Here is a 19,475-nt window from a genome sequence, read left to right as displayed (position 1 = left end):
CAGAAGAGTCAGATTCTCTGTTCCCAGCGGTCTGGTTCCGCATAACGGGGGAGCGAGGTGCCTGGGGCCGCTCCTGGCAAATACGGTGCCAAGCGGTAGTCGAAGCGTCCTGAATAGACAAGGACCAATCCGATCTGCGGCTGGATGACTTTGACTTGGATACGGTGCTTGCGCTCTCCGCTGTCCCACCACTGCTCCGCATAGGCACGGGCATCAAGTGCCTCCGGCAACGGTATTCGCAAGGGGCCTGGAAATAGCCTGCTTGATCTGGACACGCCACGAAGGCGGCCCTCCGGAGTAACGCTGACATCAAGGTCCGTGACCAAGCGGCGATAACGTCCCACGTGGTCCACCAAGCGGGCATTCCGGTGGTCGGGGCCAGTCAGGATGGCACTCGTCGTATCGTGGAACAACCGTGTACCCGAGGGGAAATAGATTTCCCGGCGGGCAGTCAGAGCCGGGCGTCCGAAAGGATCCAGGTGGGCATGGTTTTCGATCCGGAACGGAATGCCCTCCCCGTATTCAGGGAAGAAAGCCTCTTCCCTCCCTGTCAGGGCGAGCAGTGGTCGCAACCACTTTTGTCGGCATCCCACAACGTCAAAGACTCCTTCGCCGATTCCATACGATCCGGAGCCGGCAGCTAACGAAAAATACTCCTGGAGCTCTGGAGTTAGCCGGCTGAACTCCTCACCGAGTGCCAGCTGATAGATGGGGCTATTCATTGCGGTCCTTCCTTGTACTTGGAACCAAACCTTGGAATTAAAGCCTCCCGGCTGCTTTGAGCCGTATGTAGGTGTCAGCGAGCAAGGGAGGAACATCGTGAGGTTCGGCGTCCACTACTTCGGCTCCGAGCTGCCGGAGTTGCGCCGTTACCGCGGAGCGCTCCAACAGTGCGCGCTCGGCGGCGGCTGCGCGGAAAACCTGGCTGGCCGTAGTTCTTTCTTCTTTCATGGCAGAAAGCAAGGGATCCCGAACCGAGGCCACCACCACAACGTGTTGGCGTGACAATTGCGCCACAGTGGGAAGGAGCCCTTCTTCGGGGGCACCGCCGTCGAGTGCCGTCAAGAGAACCACCATGGACCGGTGCGCCGAGACGGCCCGCACCTGTGCGGGAACCTGCTGCCAATCGAGTTCGATCAATTCAGCTTCCAAGGGGGCCATAGCTTGGACGAGTTGACCCAACAGATTGCCTTTCGATGCCGATTCGACGCGTGCGCGTAGTCGCCGATCATAGGCGAGGAAGTCCACACGGTCGCCTCCGCGTTCGGCCAGCACTGCGAGCAGCAGCGCCGCCTCAATTCCAGTGTCGAGCCGGGGTTCATCCTCGATTCGGGCGGCCGCTGTACGCGAAGTGTCAAGCACGATCACAACACGCCGGTCACGCTCTGGGCGCCAGGTCCTTACCACCACGGATGTTCGACGGGCGGTGGCGCGCCAGTCGATGGACCGGACGTCGTCACCGCGGACGTAGTCGCGCAATGAGTCGAATTCGGTACCTGCCCCACGTATCTGTACGGCGGCCCTGCCATCAAGTTCCCTGAGCTTGCGGAGTTTCGAAGGAAGATGGCGCTTTGAGTGGAAGGGCGGGAGGACCCGCAGTTGGCCAGGTAGGGCGCGTGTGCGTTGCCGTGCTGCCAAGCCCAGAGGGCCGAACGATCGGATGGTCACGTGAGGGCTTTTGAGGTCGCCGCGACGATGAGGAATCAGGGGCACGGTCACACGGCGACGCTCGCCGGACGGGACCACCAAGGACTGTGAAGCGTTCACCGCGCCGGCGGAGGGCTGCCACGTGTCCTTTACCTCGGCACGGAGCTTGCGCCGGGTGGGATTGGTGACAGTGACAACGGAGTCCACCTTGCCCTCAAGCGTCACGTTTCCAGGTTGCACGCGGTCCAGGGCAAGCTTCGCGGGGGAGGCCGCCAGGACAAGGTCCATAATCAGCAAAAGCAGGAGTCCCACGGCCACGAACAGGACCGTACTCCACGCAGGAAAAACCACCAAGGGCACCAAACCCAGCAGGGCCAGCAACACGAAACGACCCGTGATGGCCACTCAAACCCCCTCGCCCAATGCCGGTCCGAGGATCACCGCGGCACCGGGACGGACGCCAGGATACTGCCCAGGACGTCGTCCACTTGGATGCCGTCCATTTGAGCCTCCGGACGCAGACCCACCCTGTGCCGCAGGCACGGCAACGACAATGCCTTGACATCGTCCGGAGTCACGAATGACCTACCGGACAACCATGCCCAGGCTTTGGATGTGTTGAGTAGGGCGGTGGCTCCACGGGGAGAAACGCCGAGTTGGAAAGAAGGAGCAGACCGCGTGGCGCGCACCACGTCAACGATGTAGGCGAGGATTTCCGGAGCCACAGCCACTTGCGCGACAGCCGCTTGGGCATTGGAAAGCTCGACTGCGCCCGCCACAGGCCGTACGCCGGCTGCAGCCAGGTTCCGGGGATCAAAGCCGCTGGCGTGGCGGCGGATGACCTCGATCTCCTCTGCCCGTCCAGGTAGTGGCATGGTCAGTTTGAGGAGAAACCGGTCCAGTTGTGCTTCCGGCAAGGGATAAGTGCCTTCGTACTCCACTGGGTTCTGGGTTGCGGCCACAATAAACGGGCTCGGAAGTGGACGCGACACGCCATCCACGGAAACCTGGCGTTCCTCCATCGCTTCCAGGAGCGAGGCCTGGGTCTTCGGCGGGGTCCGGTTGATCTCATCGGCCAGCATGATGTTGGTGAACACCGGGCCTTCGCGGAAAGTGAACTCTGACGTATGAGAGTCGTAAACCAGTGACCCCGTGACGTCGCCGGGCATGAGGTCCGGAGTGAACTGGACGCGCTTTGTATCCAGGCTCAACGCGGTGGACAAAGCCCTGACCAAGAGGGTCTTGGCTACGCCGGGCACACCTTCCAGGAGAACATGCCCGCCACAGAGCAGGGCGATGAGCATACCCGTGACGGTGGGGTCCTGCCCGACCACGGCCTTGCCGACCTCGGTCCTGACATTCAGCAGCGACTGCCGCGCCGGATCCTCCCCGGAATGGCGTTGGCCGTTGTCCGCAGGCCCGGTTTCCTGAGGCGTACCCTGCTGGCTGGCGTCTCGCTGGCCCAGGTCCTGCTGTGATGTTTCTGGCTGCAGTCCATCCGGGCGAGGCGCCGTAGCGCCCGGGTAGTGGCTGTTGCTGTCCGTATAGCTGTTTGGCTGGCTGCTCATCGGGCGGTAGCCTCCTGTTCGATTCGGTCGATCTCTTGTGCCCACTGCACCAGTTGTCCTTCGCTTTCAGGCGTGAAATCAATCAGGACAAATCGGACTTCTTGGGCCGATTGCGTCGCATGGCGGGCGGTTGCGTCGACGATTGCTTCGGGGGTGGTGTCAGCGCCGAGGTTGAAGTGCCGTGCCAAGCGTGACAAGGTTCCTGCCCTCAAGTTGTCGGCTGCCCGCCGCACAGCCCGCGAATCCTGGTAAAGGCGCGCCCGGCCTTCTGCGGTTTCCGCGGCCTTGACCACGACCGGCAGTGGCTCGAATACGAGAGGGCCCATGCGCCGGCCCCGCCAAGCGATGGACAGCAGGGCTACCAAGCCCAGCCATGGGCCAGCAAACGCCAGCCACCGCGGTGCCAGTTCGCTCAGAGTGGGGTTTGAGCTTGAGGCGGAGACGTCCCCAACGCCAGGGATGTACCACACGAGGTCAGCATTGTTCCCCAAGCTACGCAGGGCGAGGGCCGCATTGCCCTCCGAGGCGAGGTGTTGATTGTCCATGAGTTCCCTACTGCCCAGGACGATGACTCGCCCATCGGCTGACGCCGCATACAAGCCTGGTCCGTCCTCGCGGGTGGGATAGCAAACCACGGGCCCGGAAAGGATAGATCCTTGTGCGGATACCCGGCCCGCCGCCCTGGCATCTTCTTGTTCACATCCGGGTTCGATTACCTGTGTTGCTTCTGGAACCACTCCGCCGGGGCGAATTCCCTGGTTCAGGCCGTTGAGCGTCCTCAGCCGTGGAGCAACTACCACAACGCGATCTGCTGCGGCTGTGATCTCCTCCAGTTGGGACCGGTCAAGAAAGCCCTGTGCGTCAAAGAGGAGAACCGTGGCTTCGTCCTTTGCAGACAGCGCATCCATAGTGTCTTCAAACGTGTCTGTCGGAGTGACGGATACGCCGTGGCGTGCGAGGATTTCGGCTGCAGCCATGGCACCGTCCGGCGCTGGATTCCGCGCGGAGAGCCGCCGGGAATCTGTTGCGCCGGAGACGCTGTTGACAGCCAGGAAAGTCACCAAACCGGTTAGCAGGGTGCCGAGGGCAATCCAGACCAGGTGCTTCCGGAACCAGGCCCTAAAACGTTGATCCGTCGAAAGCCCTGCGGAAACGGCATTGTTGGCACCCGGGGTGCTGCCTTCCAAGGTGGTTGTCATCGGGGTACCGCGAATCCGGCATGGGCTTGACCCGTGAAGTCGGGCTTCAACTCAAGAAGATCAGCATCCAGTTGGCGGACGGACTCATAATCCGTCCATGTTGCGGCTTGTTCGCCGTACCGCACGGCGTCGAAAATACCGGCAGCGGCGAGCAGCCTGACTTGTGCCGCACCAAAGACCTGGCCCAGTTGACCCGCTGCTTCATCTGCCGTCCTGCCGGCTCGAGCATCAATGATGTCCCGTTCCTCGGCCGATCGGACAAGAGCGCGAAATTGGTCGACGACGGCGGCAGGCCAGTTGCCGCCGTCGGCTGCAGCAGCCGCCCTCCTGCGGTAGCCCCCGGCGTCGACACTCTGCTCCTCTCCATAGAGATCTCCGGGTTTTCCCGTTCTCCGGGCGTTGAGCCTTGGCCTAATGACCACGATGGCAGCGATGATGAGGGCTAGAGCCAAAACCACAATCAACGGGACGGCAAGGTTGGGTCCAGTACCCGGCCCATCGCCTCCCAACGATGCCATCCAGTCCAGGAAATCGCGCCATAGCTGGTCCAGCCAGCTGGGCCTTGCATCCGGATACCGGGGATTCGAGAGCTCCTCGGCAGCCCAACGCCGTGCTTCGTCACGGTCTGGTTCCACCGGCGGTTCCATGAAAGCCAGCGGTGCAATGTCTATCGCCGCTACCCTCATACGGGAGGCCGCTGCCCCGGGGGAGCATAAGGAAACTGCCCGCCATCAGGTGGCCAAGTGGTGTTCCGGGTCAAGGTGGATGGCCCGCCGGGTATACCGTCCGGATCGGAACCCGTTTCCATGAGCCGCATCAATTCAACGTCCAAGCCATCGCGACGCATCCGAAGGTCCATATAGATCAAGCTCGACACGGACGCTTGAAAGGCAAATGTCACGGACCCCACCAACGCCCCAATCGCAGTGGAGATCACAGTGGTCAGAACCAGCGTGGAGGCCATCGAGTCGGGATCAGGGTGGGGAGCAACTACTCCACCAATGGCAGCAGAGGCCAATGACACGGGAATTTGCACAATCTGGGTGATGATTCCCACCATGATGGCTACCACCAGGGTGATGCCGAAGATGCGCCACCAATTGTTCTTGGTCAATCGCCAGGATCGGAGCAATCCTTGGAAAACGCCGGTCTGCTCCACCGCGATGGCTGCGGGAGCCAGCATCAACTTCAGGCCGATCCAAACGAAAGCCACAAAGGAACCCAGCCCCAGCGGCAAGACAATAAGCAGGGCGGCAGCTCCCATCGCAGTCAACAACAAGATCGCGATGCCGATCACTGCAGCAGCTACGAGCAGGCCGCCCAGCGTCAGCAGCGCGGCAACGCCGAGGAGCGGCAGGATCCTCGGGCCCGCAAGCTTCCACATTTGCTTGAAGCCTGTCCGGCGGTTGAGGACCGAGCGGGAAACCGGGACAACCAAAACTCCTTGTAGGACAGATCCCAGGAAACCGATCAGCACGGAAACTCCCAAGGTGCCGGCCATGAAAGCGAGCAACGGGCCCATCGCGTCGGCGAACTCTGCTTCTGAACTGACAGATTCAAGGGAGGCTGACAGCTGGAACATTCCAACTGTGACGATGCCAATGAAGACTGCTCCAATGGCTTGTACGATCAGCGCAGAGCCGAACATGGAGGCAGCATTGCGGCGGATCGTTTGGAAGGAGCCATCAAGAATCTCGCCGAACTGCAACGGACGCAGGGGAATGACTCCGGGCTTTGGGGGAGCGACATAGAGGGGCTGTCCATAGGGAGGCCCCGGAGGCCATCCCGGAGCGGCTTGGCCTGGGTGGTTCTGCCCACCGCTCTGCGGCGCCGCCCATCCCGGAGGGCCTCCCCACTGCGGTTGATTGCCCCACTGTGGCTGGTTTCCCCATACGGGCTGATCGCCCGGCAACGGATTCCGGCCGTGTTCTGGTTGTGACACGATTCCCTCCCCATAAGATCCGGCCCGCCGACTCCCGACGTCCCCCACACGGACCTTCGCACCCAGCCTATAGTCCCGTCGTCGTCCCTCATAGCCTGCCGACCATGCCGCCCGCCGGGTCGCGGGAACGGCAGGGTGCAGTACGGTGGAATTGCCCGGGGACGCCATGCCGTGCGCCGCGCCCAACGGGACAAAGACTTGGTGATAAGGGAATATATAACTATGAAGGCACGCATTCTGGTAGTTGACGACGACGAAGCACTCGCAGAGATGATTGGTATCGTCCTGCGCAACGATGGCTTCGAGCCGGTGTTCTGCGCAGACGGCGGCCAAGCTTTGGAGATCTTCCGGTCCTCAAAGCCGGACCTGGTGCTGCTGGACCTGATGCTGCCGGGCTCCGATGGCATTGAGGTCTGCCGGCAGATCCGTGGCGAGTCGGACGTCCCCATCGTCATGTTGACCGCCAAGTCAGATACTTCAGATGTTGTGCGTGGTCTTGAATCCGGCGCCGATGATTATGTGCCTAAGCCTTTCAAGCCCGCTGAACTTGTGGCACGGGTCCGGGCACGGTTGCGCCCGGGAGATCAGAAGGCCCCCGAAACCCTGCGTATCGCAGACGTGACAATCGACGTCGCGGGTCATTTGGTGACCCGTGGTGGAGAGCGGATCTCCCTGACGCCCCTGGAGTTCGATCTCTTGGTCGCGCTGGCACGCAAGCCCTGGCAAGTATTTACCCGCGAATTGCTCCTGGAGCAGGTGTGGGGCTACCGCCACGCCGCTGACACGCGGCTGGTCAACGTCCATGTCCAGCGGTTGCGCTCCAAGATCGAACGCGATCCGGAAGCGCCCGAGGTCGTTTTGACGGTGCGTGGTGTCGGGTATAAAGCAGGTTCCTGAGTCCCCGGTCGGCAAGACCGGCGAGGCAGGCGGGGAACTGAGTCCCCAAACTGCCGGTTCAGCCGGTGTCCAACAGGTGACGCCGGCACAGTCAACGTCCCCTGAAGCGTCCCCTGATCAAGCGGAAACGAGCCCCGGTCAATCCGCCAAGGAGGTCAGGAACCTTTCGTGGGTTCTGACCCGGGCGCGGATTTGGACCAGGCGTGGACTGATCCTTGTCCTTCGTGTTTCGCGGCTCGTATCCATCGGCGTGCGGCAAATCAGGCCGGGGCTGCGCTTCGTTTGGCGTTCATTGTTGCGGCGCTGGCGGCGGTCCTTGGAGTTCCGCACAGTCCTGACCACCTTGCTGCTCGCTGTGACCTCGTTCGCGATTGTGGGCGCCTACTTGTCCAACCAGATCGCCAACAACCTCTTCCAGGAGAGGCTGGCGCAGGCGGAATCCGAGTCGCGCTTCAACGTCAAGCAAGTCCAGGACACGTTCGACGGCGCCCAGGTCACCGACCAATCAAGCGTCATCACCCTGGTCTATGACACCTTGACAGCAGTGGAAGGCCGGGGCTCGGTCATCCAGCGCAGGTATGTCTTCGAAGCTGCTCCGGAACAAACCAAACCGCGTAACCGCTGGGTTGAGTCGCGGGCTTCGGACCAGCTGACGGTTCGCGTCATTCCTCCGGAGCTGCGTAAGGCCGTTCAAACCGGTGGTAAGCAGCAGTTCTGGGCCTCCACACAGTTCCCTGTGGGGAACGAGGACAGGCCCGGTATTGCCGTGGGAAATTTGGTCACCTTCAACGGAACGGCTTACGAGCTATACCTGATCTACGACCTCAATACGGCCCAACAGACACTGGACGAGATCCAGAACGTCCTGTGGGCCGGCGGTGCGGCCCTGGTCCTTATGATTGGCGCCATTGCCTGGTACGTGACCCGTAACGTCGTCAGTCCGGTAAGCCATGCCGCCGTCGTGTCGGAAAAGCTTGCTGCCGGCCAACTACAGGAACGGATGGTGGTCAAGGGCGAAGACGAAGTCGCTAGATTGGGTGCTTCCTTCAACCACATGGCCGCAAGCCTCCAGGAACAGATCACCCAGTTGGCCACGTTGTCGCAAATGCAACAACGCTTTGTCTCTGACGTGTCCCACGAACTGCGTACCCCGCTCACCACGGTACGGATGGCGGCCGAGGTCCTGTTCGATGCCCGGGACGATTTCGATCCCATGAACAAGAGATCGGCGGAGTTGCTGTACCACCAGGTTGAGCGCTTTCAGTCGTTGCTTTCGGACCTGCTGGAGATTTCGCGGTTTGACGCAGGCGCTGCCGTGCTGGATGCCGAACCACAAGATATTTTCCAGGTGATCTCTCACGTTATGGAAGGTGCGGCGCCGGTGGCCGCGGAGTATGGTTCGGAAGTCCGGCTAAACGCCCGACAGAAGAGCATCATCGTGGAGATGGACTCCCGCCGGATCGACCGTATCCTCCGCAACTTGCTGCTCAATGCACTCGAACACGGTGAGGGCAAGCCGATTCATATATCCGTCGCAGCCAACCACGAAGCTGTAGCGGTGTCCGTAAGGGACCACGGCATCGGCATGACCCAAGTTGAGGCCGCCAGGGTCTTCGACCGCTTCTGGCGGGCAGATCCTGCACGGGCCCGGACCACCGGAGGCAGTGGGTTGGGCCTTTCCATCGCAGCTGAGGACACCAAGCTTCATAATGGTTGGCTTCAGGCCTGGGGCCGAAAGGGATCCGGTTCCAACTTCCGATTGACGCTTCCGCTGCGGCAAGGAGGCACCATTGTGAAGTCCCCGCTTCAACTGGAACCTGCGGACCTAGGATTTCCCGGGTCAACAAGCGAACGGCAAATGCTGGTGCTGGGCCGGGATTCCGGCGACACCCCGAAGCCGACTCCATCTGTCGGCGGCAACCCTGCGCCTGACGACGGTGGAACAGGGGAGAAGCCGTGAGAACGTTGCGTCCCGGGCGTACGAGGACAATCGTCGCATTGTTGGCTGTGCTGATAGTGATGCTTGCGTCCTGTGCGCAGATTCCCCGCTCCGGTCCAGTCGGCAAAAGCAAAGACGAAGGCGCCGGTAACCCCAACGCGCCGGTGTTCTTTCCCGCTGCGCCGCGTGCCGGTTCCAGTCCGGAGACTGTGATCGAGGATTTCTATATGGCTGGCAGCGGCTACGAGGATGACTACCCTGTGGCGCGTCAGTACCTGACGCAAGCGCAGTCTGTAACGTGGAAGCCGGACAAGCGGGCCCTTGTTTTTCGCGAGGCGCAGGTAGTCAAAGCCGCAGCGGAGAACGAATACCTCTACGAACTCGACCTCGCATATTCGGTGGATGCTGATGGGGTTGCAACCCAGTTCCCGCCGGGTACCAAAGAGACCATTCCACTAACTCTCGAGCAGGTGGAAGGAGAATGGCGGATCTCCAAGGTCCCTGATGGTACGGCCATTCCGGAGGAGACATTCAAGGTAATCTACGGGGCAAACCCCATTTACTTCTATGACCCGACGTTCACCTACGCAGTGCCGGACTACCGTTGGTTCATTAAAAAGAACACAGTCAAGTCCATGACCAGTGCCCTGCTTGCCGGCCCCGCCCCGTACCTGAGAGGGGCAGTGGTCAGTGCTTTCCCATCGGGAATGAAGCTCGCCCGCGAATCAGTTCCGGTTGTCTCCGGTGCAGCACAGGTAGACCTCTCTGCCAAGGAGCTTTTCGACGCCTCTGCGGAGGACCGCCAGAGGATGCAAAACCAGTTGGCGCTGACCTTCCGCAGCCAGTCCGATGTCATCAACGTTCAACTTCGCGCCGATCAGGACCTGGTACGCGTGGAAGACAACGGTACTGTTTTGCCTCCGGTGTTGGACAAGAGCGTTCCTGCCCGACAGATCGCAGTGAACAACGGTGATTTGGTGCGGTATGAGAACAACAGGATTACTCCCTTGCCGGATATACAATCGGTGTCCGGTCTGGGTCCGCACTCGCCCGCCGAATCGCCGGTGTCCCAAACAGCTGCTTTCCTCAACGGGGATAAAACCACTCTCTACTCCATCGAACCGGGACAACCTGCGCGGCAACTAACCACCAGAAGTACCCTTACTGGTCCTTCCTTCAGCCCGAACGACTGGGTGTGGACAGCAGGACCCGGTGGCAACGGGGCTGCCGAGGTTGTGGCACACAAGCCCACAGGCACAGCTCCGGGTACCGGCGTTCCCAGCGTCACCATGACACCGGCATGGCTCACCGGACGAACAGTCAAGGACTTCAGGGTCTCCCGGGAGGGGACCAGGGCGCTTGTCATCTCTGAGGCCAACGGCAAGACTGCTGTGCAAATCACGGGCATAGTCCGGAATCCCGAGGGCGTGCCCAAGGACCTCACGCTTCCCATCACGCTGCTGAGCAATACCGCCGCTGACCAAGGCGCCTGGGTCAATGGCTCCACGGTGGCAGTGATGTCCGGTTCGGCCACTTCAACGGTGGTTCCGGAGTTGCTGTCGCTGGCATCGGGTGAACCCCAGCAACTGGCGCCGTGGGACGGTCTGACCAGCCTCAGTGTCGGAAACGGGGCTGAGCAAATTTACGGTCAGTCCACTGCCGGCATCTTCCAACGCGTCGGAAACGGATGGGAGCTTCAGCTAAAAGGACCCACAGAACCGGCTTTTCCAGGCTGACCTCAATGTCAGGGGGCTCCGGTCATCGATTCATCCCGGATGTTTATGCACATAGCGTGCTGTGTGCCTTCTGCGGGAAAGATCAGACAGTAAAGCTGAAGCGTGACCTTTTGCGCGTTTGGCTCCTCTTCCTTTCTCGGCTCGTGGGTAAGTACATGGCAGTCGCGACCACGTTTCGATCCCGACCTCAATTCGCCTGAACCTGATGCAGCGCGGCGTCGCGGTCCGGATAAAAGAAGAACCGGCCGCATCATCGCCGCCTTGCAACGGACATTTGATGACCTTCTGACCCTGCTGGTTCCCGTCGACTGTGTCTGCTGTGAAATGGAAGACGCAGTACTTTGCGGGAGCTGCGCAAAGAAAGTCCGTCAGCTGTGCAAGCAGCCGTTCCGGGCAGAGCAGGAGTCGCCCGCCTTGGTTGACGTCGATGGTTCAGCGAAGATCGGAGTAGTAGCAGCGGGGCCATACCGGGATGAGTTGGCACGCTGCCTGCTGTCCTTCAAGCGTTATGGTCAGTGGCGCCTTGCGGATGTCCTAGCTCCCTGCCTCAGCAAAGCGTTGGAGACTGCCATCGGTGGCCGCTCCGGATACTACCTCGTCCCGGTTCCCAGCAGCGGCAAGGCATACCGCAGGCGAGGATTCAGCCCGGTGCACCTTCTGCTCTTCTTCATGCGCATGCGCCGGATGCTGCCCCATTGCCCAATCCTGGACGTGCTGGAGAAGCCGGGGGAGTCGTCGATCCTGATGGCAGGCCCCCAAGCCGTACGAAAAGTGACAGACCGGCTTTTTGAACAGGTGTCAGGACGGAGCCCTGTGGAACGCGGAGGCGGTGGCCAAAAGGGGCTGGGTCGAGGCGAACGCGCTCGCCGTGTCCGTGGATCCATGATGGTAGGCCGACAAAAGGGCAAGGAATTAAGGGGCAGGAAATGCATCCTCGTTGACGATGTCCTCACAACCGGGGCAACCCTCGCTGAGGCAGCGCGGGCGGTCACTCTTGCCGGCGGCGTAGTCTCCGGCGCTGTTGTGCTCGCGGCCACGAGGCCACCAGCCTACGCCTCCGTCGCTGCCAAGGACGACCCCCCAGTGGTCATTAAGACTCAATCAAAAATTAAGTGGCTAAAGGATGAATAACGGGTTCCGATGAACTAACGTCGGTTGTGGGTACCAAGAACAGATGTACCTGTCGATAGCGGCTCGGAAAGGGGCTCGACTGTCCGTCAGACAAGCCCCCAACAGCGTCGTTGTCGTGTCACCTGAGTTATTGGAGGGCACCATGGAGTTCATGATCAGCGGACGAAATCTGACAGTTTCTGACCGCTTTCGCGAATATGCCGGCGAAAAAATCTCAAAGATTGAATCGCTGGGGGATAAGGTCCAGCGGGTTGACGCCAAGGTTTCCAAGGAAACCAATCCCAGGCAGACGCCTGGCGAACTCACCGTTGAAGTGACTGTCTTGGGCCGAGGCCCCGTTATCCGTGCTGAGGCCACAGCCGCTGACAAGTTTGCTGCCTTCGATCTCGCGTACAACAAGCTGCTTGAGAGGCTTCGTCGTGCGAAGGACCGTAAGAAGGTGCACCACGGCCGCCACACGCCCAAGGCTGTGCGGGAAGCTACGGCAACCCTTGAGCCAGCCAGCGCGAGTGAGCCGCTTTATGTAGAGGCAAGCAACCACCAGGCGTCCGTGCCACAGACAGACGAGCGGTCGCCCTACGACATCGAAAACGATATTCCGGCCGGCGACTCTCCCGTCTTGATCCGCCGGAAAGTTTTCCCCGCAGCATCGCTGACCCTGGATGACGCTGTGGACAACATGGAGCTCGTCGGACACAACTTCTACCTGTTCCTGGACAAAGAGACCAACGCACCTTCGGTTGTTTATAGGCGCAGTGGCTGGACCTACGGTGTCATCACCCTCGACTCCACCTGCGAACCCGGCCAGGAAGCCGTGGAAGAAAAGATCCACGCCTACCGATCTGATGATCAGGCCGCCACAGCCAAGTAAGGCCTCACTTTAATCACGAAGGGACTTCAATGACCGCTTCGCTGAGCCTCTCACAGGCACGGCGGATCGCATTGGCAGCTCAAGGATTGGCAAAGGTCCGGCCCGTCGGCCCCGTGACTTCACGGGCGGTGGGCCGGACCTTTGCCCAATTACAGCTCGTCCAGATCGATTCTGTTAACGTGGTGGCACGAAGCCACTACCTTCCGTTCTTTTCCCGACTAGGTAACTACGACCCCCTCATCCTCAACTCGATGGCCAGCCGCAATCCGCGCAAAATGATGGAGTACTGGGCGCACGAGGCAAGCTTCATCCGCCCCGAGCACTTCCATGACTTACTCGTATGGCAGAAGCGGGCCTGGGTGGGAGCCCATGGCCTGGATCCGGCCGTACGCCAGGGCATGGAGGACCGAATCCTGGACGCCCTTACCTCGGGCCGCCCGATGACAGCATCCGAACTGACTGTGAAGCTAGGACACGATGAAAACCCGGAACGTGAGAACTGGGGCTGGAATTGGAACATCGTCAAGCGCGTGCTGGAGCACCTCTTCGAAGAAGGCCGGATATCGGCTGCTTCCCGGACATCGCAATTTGAACGCAAGTACACCCTGACCTCAAGGGTTATTCCCTACGTCTCTCCGTCCGAAGTCGACGCCGAAGCGTCCCTTGACCGCCTGATGGAAGCAGCCGCCCGAGCCCACGGCATTGGCACGGTGAGGTGCTTCTCCGACTACTTCCGGACACCTCTGAAAGCAGGAGCGGACTCTGTAAAACGCTTGATCCGCGCAGGCCGCCTTGAGCCTGTTGCGGTTCGGGGATGGGGCCGGGAAACTTACAAGCATGTTGAAGCCACGCTGCCACGTAAGGCTGCGTCCCGGGCACTGCTGAGTCCCTTCGATTCCTTGGTCTTCGAAAGGCGGCGACTCGAGGAACTGTTCGGATTCCACTACCGGATTGAGATCTACACCCCTGCCGCCAAGCGTCGGTTCGGCTACTATGTTCTTCCGTTCCTGCTCAGGGACAACATCGTCGCCAGGGTGGACCTCAAAGCAGACCGCGCGTCCGGTCAGCTCCTGGTGCGTTCCGCTTTTGGTGAGATGAACGCGCCGGCGGATACCGCCGTCGAACTTGCCGAAGAACTTAGGCTCATGGCTTCATGGCTGGGCCTTCAGGACGTGGTGGTATGGCCGGTAGGGGACCTCGCCGGATCACTCTCCGAGGCCGTGGCAAAAGGTGATATTGCGCCGGGAGAACGCGTCCAATCCGACAGTCCGCTCAGAGGGGAACCCGGCAACGTGGCGCTGGTCTCTCCCGTAGACTGAAACAGCCAGAATTCGGCAGCATGAGACTGGGAGCAATTTCACGTGGCATCACTAATCGAAAAACTTCTCCGCACGGGTGACAAAAAGACACTCAAGACACTGCGGAACTATGCCGATTCCATCAATGCCCTGGAAGAAACCTTCAAGTCCTTCTCGGACACTGAAATCCGGGAGGAAACGGACCGGCTAAGGTCCCGCCACCAAGACGGCGAATCCTTGGAAGCCCTGCTCCCGGAAGCCTTCGCCGCCGTGCGCGAAGCCTCCTCCAGGACCTTGGGGATGCGGCACTTCGACGTGCAGCTCATGGGTGGCGCTGCACTGCACCTGGGCAACATCGCGGAAATGAAAACGGGTGAAGGCAAGACCCTCGTTGCCACAGCGCCTGCCTACCTCAACGCGCTTTCGGGCAAGGGTGTCCACGTTGTCACCGTGAACGACTACCTGGCCGAGTACCAGTCCGAACTCATGGGCCGCGTCTACAGGTTCCTTGGCCTTTCCAGTGGTTGCATCTTGTCCAACCAGGACCCCACCGTACGTCGGGAACAGTACGCCGCTGACATCACGTACGGCACCAACAACGAATTTGGCTTCGACTACCTGCGCGACAACATGGCTTGGGACGCGAGCGAGCTCGTCCAGCGTGGCCATAACTTCGCGATCGTGGATGAAGTCGACTCCATTCTGATCGACGAAGCACGTACCCCGCTGATCATTTCCGGTCCCGCGCAAGGCGACACTAATCGGTGGTACAGCGAATTTGCCAAAGTCGTGCTCCGGTTGCAGCCCGATATTGACTACGAGGTCGATGAAAAGAAGCGAACCGTGGGCGTGCTGGAAGCCGGTATTGAAAAGGTAGAGGACTACCTTGGAATACAAAACCTCTACGAATCTGCCAACACCCCGCTGATTGGCTTCCTCAACAATGCCATCAAGGCGAAAGAACTGTTCAAGCGGGACAAGGACTACGTCATCCTCGACGGCGAGGTCCTGATCGTTGACGAGCACACCGGCCGCATCCTGGCTGGACGGCGCTACAACGAAGGCATGCACCAAGCCATTGAGGCCAAGGAAAACGTCGAGATCAAGGCCGAGAACCAGACTCTTGCGACAGTAACGCTGCAGAACTACTTCCGCATGTATTCGAAGCTTGCCGGCATGACAGGTACGGCCGAGACCGAAGCCGCTGAGTTCATGAGCACCTACAAGCTCGGTGTCGTTCCCATTCCCACGAATCGCGACATGCAGCGGATCGACCAACCGGACCTCGTCTACAAGAACGAGGTGGTTAAGTTCGACGCTGTGGTTCAGGACATCGCAGAGCGTCACGAGAACGGCCAGCCTGTGCTGGTGGGTACCACTAGTGTTGAAAAGAGCGAGTATCTCTCCAAGCTCTTGGCCAAAGAAGGCATCCGACACGAAGTACTGAACGCCAAGAACCACGCAAGGGAAGCGTCCATCGTGGCGCAGGCCGGGCGAAAGGGCGCTGTTACAGTAGCAACCAACATGGCGGGCCGCGGTACTGACATCATGCTCGGCGGCAATGCCGAATTCACTGCCATTGCCGAACTTGCCAAGCGCGGCCTTGATCCTGAGGAAAACTCCGAAGAGTACGAAGCCGCATGGCCGGCCGCGCTTGCCGCAGCCAAACAGGCGGTCAAGGACGAGCACGAAGAAGTGCTGGACCTTGGCGGGCTTTACGTGCTTGGAACCGAGCGCCACGAATCCCGCCGGATCGACAACCAGTTGCGTGGACGTTCCGGACGGCAAGGCGACCCCGGCGAATCCCGGTTCTACCTTTCCCTGACAGATGACCTCATGAGGTTGTTCAACTCAGGTGCGGCCGAACGGCTGATGAACAGTTCGGTGCCTGACGATGTTGCCCTTGAATCAAAGCTGGTTTCCCGTGCGATCGCATCTGCACAGGGCCAAGTAGAGGGCCGCAACGCCGAGCAGCGGAAGAACGTCCTCAAGTACGATGACGTCCTCAATCGTCAGCGTGAGGCTATATATGGCGACCGTCGCCGGATTCTTGAAGGCGATGACCTGCACGAAAAAGTCCAGTACTTCCTGGAAGACACCATCAATGCACTCATTGACGCCGCTACGGCCGAGGGAACGGGCGACGATTGGGACTACAACCAGCTGTGGGCCAACCTGAAGACGTTGTACCCGGCAACAGTGACCGCCCAGGAGATTATCGACGAAGCGGGCGGTAAGTCCAAGGTCACTGCCGAGTTCCTGAAGGAAGAAATTCTTTCGGACGCCCGGCTCGTTTACCAGGCACGCGAAGAGGCTATCGGGTCTGAGAGCATGCGTGAGCTGGAGCGCCGGGTTGTGCTCTCGGTCCTTGGGCGCAAATGGCAGGAACACCTCTACGAGATGGACTACCTCAAGGAGGGCATCGGTCTTCGTGCGATGGCCCAACGTGATCCTCTGGTGGAATACCAGCGTGAGGGGTTCGTGATGTTTCAAAGCATGATGGAAGCCATCCGTGAGGAGAGCATCGGTTTCCTCTACAACCTAGAAGTTGAGGTAACACCCGCCGAAGATGTGGTAGTGGCGGACGATTCTGCCGCTGGCACACACACCGAGCATCACGACCCGCAAATCCGTGCGGCAGGCCTTCAGGCGCCGGAAAAGCCGGCGCAGTTGCAATACACCGCGCCAGGTGAAGATGGAGCAACCCAGACACGCATCGAGGGCCGGGCTTCAGGCCGCTCCGGCAATCCGGCGAAAGCGGCGAGCCAGGACCAGCGCAAGCAGGCGAAGAAGAAGCGCCGCTGAACCGGTCTCGTAAAGCAGTAATGAAAAGGGTGAATCCCGGGCTGAAGTCCAGTGATTCACCCTTTTTGTATACCTCGAAGCATTTTCTTACGCTGTCTTTATCCAATTTCCAGAGCAGTAACCTGCCAGACTCCGTCCAACCGCTCCAGCCTCATGGCTACGGCACGGCAACGTAGCTCTTCCGTCACTACGATGCTTGCCTCGCAAATGGAGTCGGAGATTGAACAGACCCGAACAGAGCGGACCATGGGGCTCAGGTGCGGCTGGGGATTACCCCTTGTCCTTGCTGCGTGCTTTCGCGTGAGGGCTGCTCGATGCTGGAGGGACAGGTAGCACTCCGAATCCAGTGAGCGAGAGAGTTGTTGCAGTGGGCGGGTGCCGGCCAGAACTTCCAAAGCTGCCTGCGCGATGCTCCGGGCTACAAGCCGGACGTCTATGTCCGCACCGCCCGGCCCGGATGTTAGGGCCGTACGTTTTGTGCTCCGACGGCTTGCTGGTCGATTCGCTGTTGCAACAGTCATGGTCATACCTCAGGCATTCACTACATGAGCTTCAGCGTGGGGACGCTTTGCTCGGTGGCTTCTGCTGGGATGACGTTGGGATCTGGCTTGTTGGGCGAACGCTGCCCCTGAGTGGGCGGTTCTGTGGAACGGTGGGCATAGGGATGCCCTTGACTGCTAGCCGGGTGAGGGTGGTTGCAGAACCAGGCCCGGAAGCAGCACGGCCGGGTCACTTCCGATGGTTGCGCGGTTGGCGGCGTACCATTTGGGCCAGATCAGCGCGACGTCCACGTCTGTTGCGAAGGGCCCTAGCTTGGAAGCCGCAATTGACCACAGCGAGTCCCCATCCTTGACAACCACGCTGGTATCGCCCGCTGGTGTGTTCGAACGTGAGGACTGGCGGCTCAGAATCCCAGGGTCAATCACTGGAGGTTGAGGTTGCCAGCGCGGATCATTCAGCCGATTGCCGGCACTATCGGAGTCGTCTACAGATGCCGGGATCGAGAAAGTGCGCTCCACGGAAGAAGGCTGCCACGCTGGCCGGGCGTGGGCCTTGCTGCCCGGGGAAGCACTATGCCAACCTGGTTCTGGTGGGCTGGTCGCGGCCTGGCCAACCCCTGCGCCGAGGAGGTTCAGGCTCATGACCGCCACGGCGATTCGCAACATAAAGGCAGGGCTGAACTTTGAAAGTGAGTCGGCGCGCTTCCTGTGACCTGCCTGATGCAGTAGTGACGCCAGGAAAGCGATGAACAACGAGATGGCCCACCAAATCACTATCGCTATCCCGGCAGCGCAGGCAAAGAAACCGAGAAGATGTTCAAACGTGGATCTTTGATTAAGCCGTTCAGCAGCTTCCCACTGTGCAAGGAGCAGGTTTCCTGCAAGTGCCAGTAGGATTCCCAGACTTAGAACAGATGCCGCGAGGGTGGAGTCACTACGCAGTCGTCGTGCCATTAAAGCCCCCAAGCTTTATTTGATATGCTTTGATAAAGTTTAACCTACCTGTACTATTCTTGGCACACTTTCTGCATCTTGTCCAATCCTCTTATTGTTTTCCTCGGCGGATTGGCCATGCCTCCTTCCTGCAGCCTAGTCTGACTACATGAGATGGAACTCTCTTTTCGATGATTTGGAAGCACAATTCTCGGCAGGGCGCGCCTTGGAGAAGGAATCTGAGATAACGGATCGGGCTCGGATTGAGCTTGCGGGAATCGACCTGGGTGATCGCTTGCGCGGGGCCGCTGGTGCCGAAATCAAGATTGTCCTGGTCGACGGCAGCGTTATCGGAGGAGTGCTGGGTCATTCGGGTAGCGAGTGGCTGGTCCTGACGGAGGGTGCGCGCCAGTGGTTGGTGCCCCATGCGTCTGTGCTCTCCTACCAAGGGCTGGGGAAAGTGGCCTTGAAGCCCTCGTCACGAATACAGCAGTCGCTCGGGATCGCCTCCGCACTGAGGGTGCTGTCAAGGGACCGCGCTGAGCTGGTTGTTCACTTGGCGGTACGGACAGGAGATGGATACAAGCTGCATGGAGTAATAGACCGGGTGGGGCGTGACCACTTTGATCTCGCAGTTGTTCCGCACGGGGAAGTACGGCGGGCCGGCAACATAGCCGCTGTCCTGACCATCCCTTTCGGTTCATTGGCAGCGCTTTGCTCTGGTGGAGCCATGGCTTCAGGGGCTAGGAGCAACTAAGGCTGGTCGATCTTGTTCCTGGCCTCTTCGATCATTTGGCCGGCCTCCGCGTAGCGGTCCTCAACGTACTGCTCCAGCATCCTTTCCTCGATGCGCCATTGGCCCCGCCCTCCCACCTGTATGGCTTTCAGCTCCCCGCTTCGAACGAGGGCGTAAGCCTGAGGTGAATTGATTTGAAGTTGTTCGGCGACATCCGCAAGAGTCAGGAATCGGGGCATGGCCCCATTTTGCCACCGTTGTGGGTTTTTGGTG

Annotated in this window: 17 protein-coding genes; 8 read left to right on the top strand and 9 right to left on the bottom strand. The window is 60.1% G+C overall.

Features of this window, described 5'->3' with window-relative positions; genetic code table 11:
* Positions 1-8: 8 nt before the first annotated feature.
* The 6 genes from RIF72_RS01015 to RIF72_RS00990 are packed head-to-tail and all read right to left on the bottom strand — an operon-like array spanning position 9 to position 6,356.
* Complete coding sequence (locus RIF72_RS01015) at positions 9-722, bottom strand: DUF4166 domain-containing protein (RefSeq protein ID WP_309073044.1); 714 nt, start codon at positions 720-722, stop codon at positions 9-11.
* Between the two features lie 37 nt (positions 723-759).
* Positions 760-2,052, bottom strand: a complete 1,293-nt coding sequence (locus RIF72_RS01010; RefSeq protein WP_309073043.1) for a DUF58 domain-containing protein — start codon at positions 2,050-2,052, stop codon at positions 760-762.
* Positions 2,053-2,084: 32 nt separating this feature from the next.
* The gene (locus tag RIF72_RS01005) at positions 2,085-3,215 is read right to left on the bottom strand and encodes a MoxR family ATPase (RefSeq protein WP_309073042.1); all 1,131 of its coding nucleotides are present in this window, start codon (positions 3,213-3,215) and stop codon (positions 2,085-2,087) included.
* The gene (locus tag RIF72_RS01000; protein ID WP_309073041.1) at positions 3,212-4,414 is read right to left on the bottom strand and encodes a DUF4350 domain-containing protein; all 1,203 of its coding nucleotides are present in this window, start codon (positions 4,412-4,414) and stop codon (positions 3,212-3,214) included. The genes RIF72_RS01005 and RIF72_RS01000 overlap by 4 nt, the downstream gene beginning before the upstream one ends.
* Positions 4,411-5,049, bottom strand: a complete 639-nt coding sequence (locus RIF72_RS00995) for a DUF4129 domain-containing protein (RefSeq protein WP_309073040.1) — start codon at positions 5,047-5,049, stop codon at positions 4,411-4,413. The genes RIF72_RS01000 and RIF72_RS00995 overlap by 4 nt, the downstream gene beginning before the upstream one ends.
* A 47-nt stretch (positions 5,050-5,096) precedes the next feature.
* A complete protein-coding gene (locus RIF72_RS00990) occupies positions 5,097-6,356 on the bottom strand; it encodes a hypothetical protein (RefSeq protein WP_309073039.1) in 1,260 nt (419 codons plus the stop codon).
* Between the two features lie 222 nt (positions 6,357-6,578).
* Between RIF72_RS00990 and mtrA the strand changes: the two genes are divergently transcribed.
* The 7 genes from mtrA to secA all read left to right on the top strand — a co-directional run bounded on the left by mtrA (position 6,579) and on the right by secA (position 17,033).
* On the top strand, positions 6,579-7,253 hold the full coding sequence (mtrA, locus tag RIF72_RS00985) for an MtrAB system response regulator MtrA (protein WP_090818324.1): 675 nt from the start codon (positions 6,579-6,581) through the stop codon (positions 7,251-7,253).
* Complete coding sequence (gene mtrB / locus RIF72_RS00980; protein WP_309073038.1) at positions 7,225-9,213, top strand: MtrAB system histidine kinase MtrB; 1,989 nt, start codon at positions 7,225-7,227, stop codon at positions 9,211-9,213. Before mtrA ends, mtrB begins: the two co-directional genes overlap by 29 nt.
* Positions 9,214-9,218: 5 nt before the next feature.
* Complete coding sequence (locus RIF72_RS00975; RefSeq protein WP_375164188.1) at positions 9,219-10,928, top strand: LpqB family beta-propeller domain-containing protein; 1,710 nt, start codon at positions 9,219-9,221, stop codon at positions 10,926-10,928.
* A gap of 261 nt (positions 10,929-11,189) precedes the next feature.
* On the top strand, positions 11,190-12,059 hold the full coding sequence (locus tag RIF72_RS00970) for a phosphoribosyltransferase family protein (protein ID WP_309073036.1): 870 nt from the start codon (positions 11,190-11,192) through the stop codon (positions 12,057-12,059).
* Between the two features lie 142 nt (positions 12,060-12,201).
* On the top strand, positions 12,202-12,930 hold the full coding sequence (hpf, locus tag RIF72_RS00965; RefSeq protein WP_309073238.1) for a ribosome hibernation-promoting factor, HPF/YfiA family: 729 nt from the start codon (positions 12,202-12,204) through the stop codon (positions 12,928-12,930).
* A 29-nt stretch (positions 12,931-12,959) separates the two neighbouring features.
* A complete protein-coding gene (locus RIF72_RS00960; protein WP_309073035.1) occupies positions 12,960-14,249 on the top strand; it encodes a DNA glycosylase AlkZ-like family protein in 1,290 nt (429 codons plus the stop codon).
* A gap of 42 nt (positions 14,250-14,291) precedes the next feature.
* Positions 14,292-17,033 carry a preprotein translocase subunit SecA gene (gene secA / locus RIF72_RS00955; protein ID WP_309073034.1) on the top strand — a complete coding sequence of 914 codons (2,742 nt, stop codon included), beginning with the start codon at positions 14,292-14,294 and terminating at the stop codon, positions 17,031-17,033.
* Between the two features lie 98 nt (positions 17,034-17,131).
* Here secA and RIF72_RS00950 read toward each other — a convergent pair whose 3' ends face one another.
* Positions 17,132-17,554 (bottom strand): Rv3235 family protein, encoded by a 423-nt coding sequence (locus RIF72_RS00950; protein WP_309073033.1) that lies wholly within the window; start codon positions 17,552-17,554, stop codon positions 17,132-17,134.
* A 156-nt stretch (positions 17,555-17,710) separates the two neighbouring features.
* Complete coding sequence (locus RIF72_RS00945; RefSeq protein ID WP_309073032.1) at positions 17,711-18,487, bottom strand: hypothetical protein; 777 nt, start codon at positions 18,485-18,487, stop codon at positions 17,711-17,713.
* 148 nt (positions 18,488-18,635) lie between these two features.
* Between RIF72_RS00945 and RIF72_RS00940 the strand changes: the two genes are divergently transcribed.
* The gene (locus RIF72_RS00940; RefSeq protein ID WP_309073031.1) at positions 18,636-19,223 is read left to right on the top strand and encodes a hypothetical protein; all 588 of its coding nucleotides are present in this window, start codon (positions 18,636-18,638) and stop codon (positions 19,221-19,223) included.
* On the opposite strand, the gene RIF72_RS00935 is transcribed toward RIF72_RS00940, so the two are convergent.
* Positions 19,220-19,441 (bottom strand): helix-turn-helix domain-containing protein, encoded by a 222-nt coding sequence (locus RIF72_RS00935; RefSeq protein WP_309073030.1) that lies wholly within the window; start codon positions 19,439-19,441, stop codon positions 19,220-19,222. The genes RIF72_RS00940 and RIF72_RS00935 overlap by 4 nt on opposite strands.
* Positions 19,442-19,475: the final 34 nt, after the last annotated feature.

Origin of the sequence: Paenarthrobacter sp., from assembly GCF_031180005.1 — a bacterium.
Lineage (GTDB): Bacteria > Actinomycetota > Actinomycetes > Actinomycetales > Micrococcaceae > Arthrobacter.
This window is presented reverse-complemented; position numbering and strand designations above follow the sequence as displayed.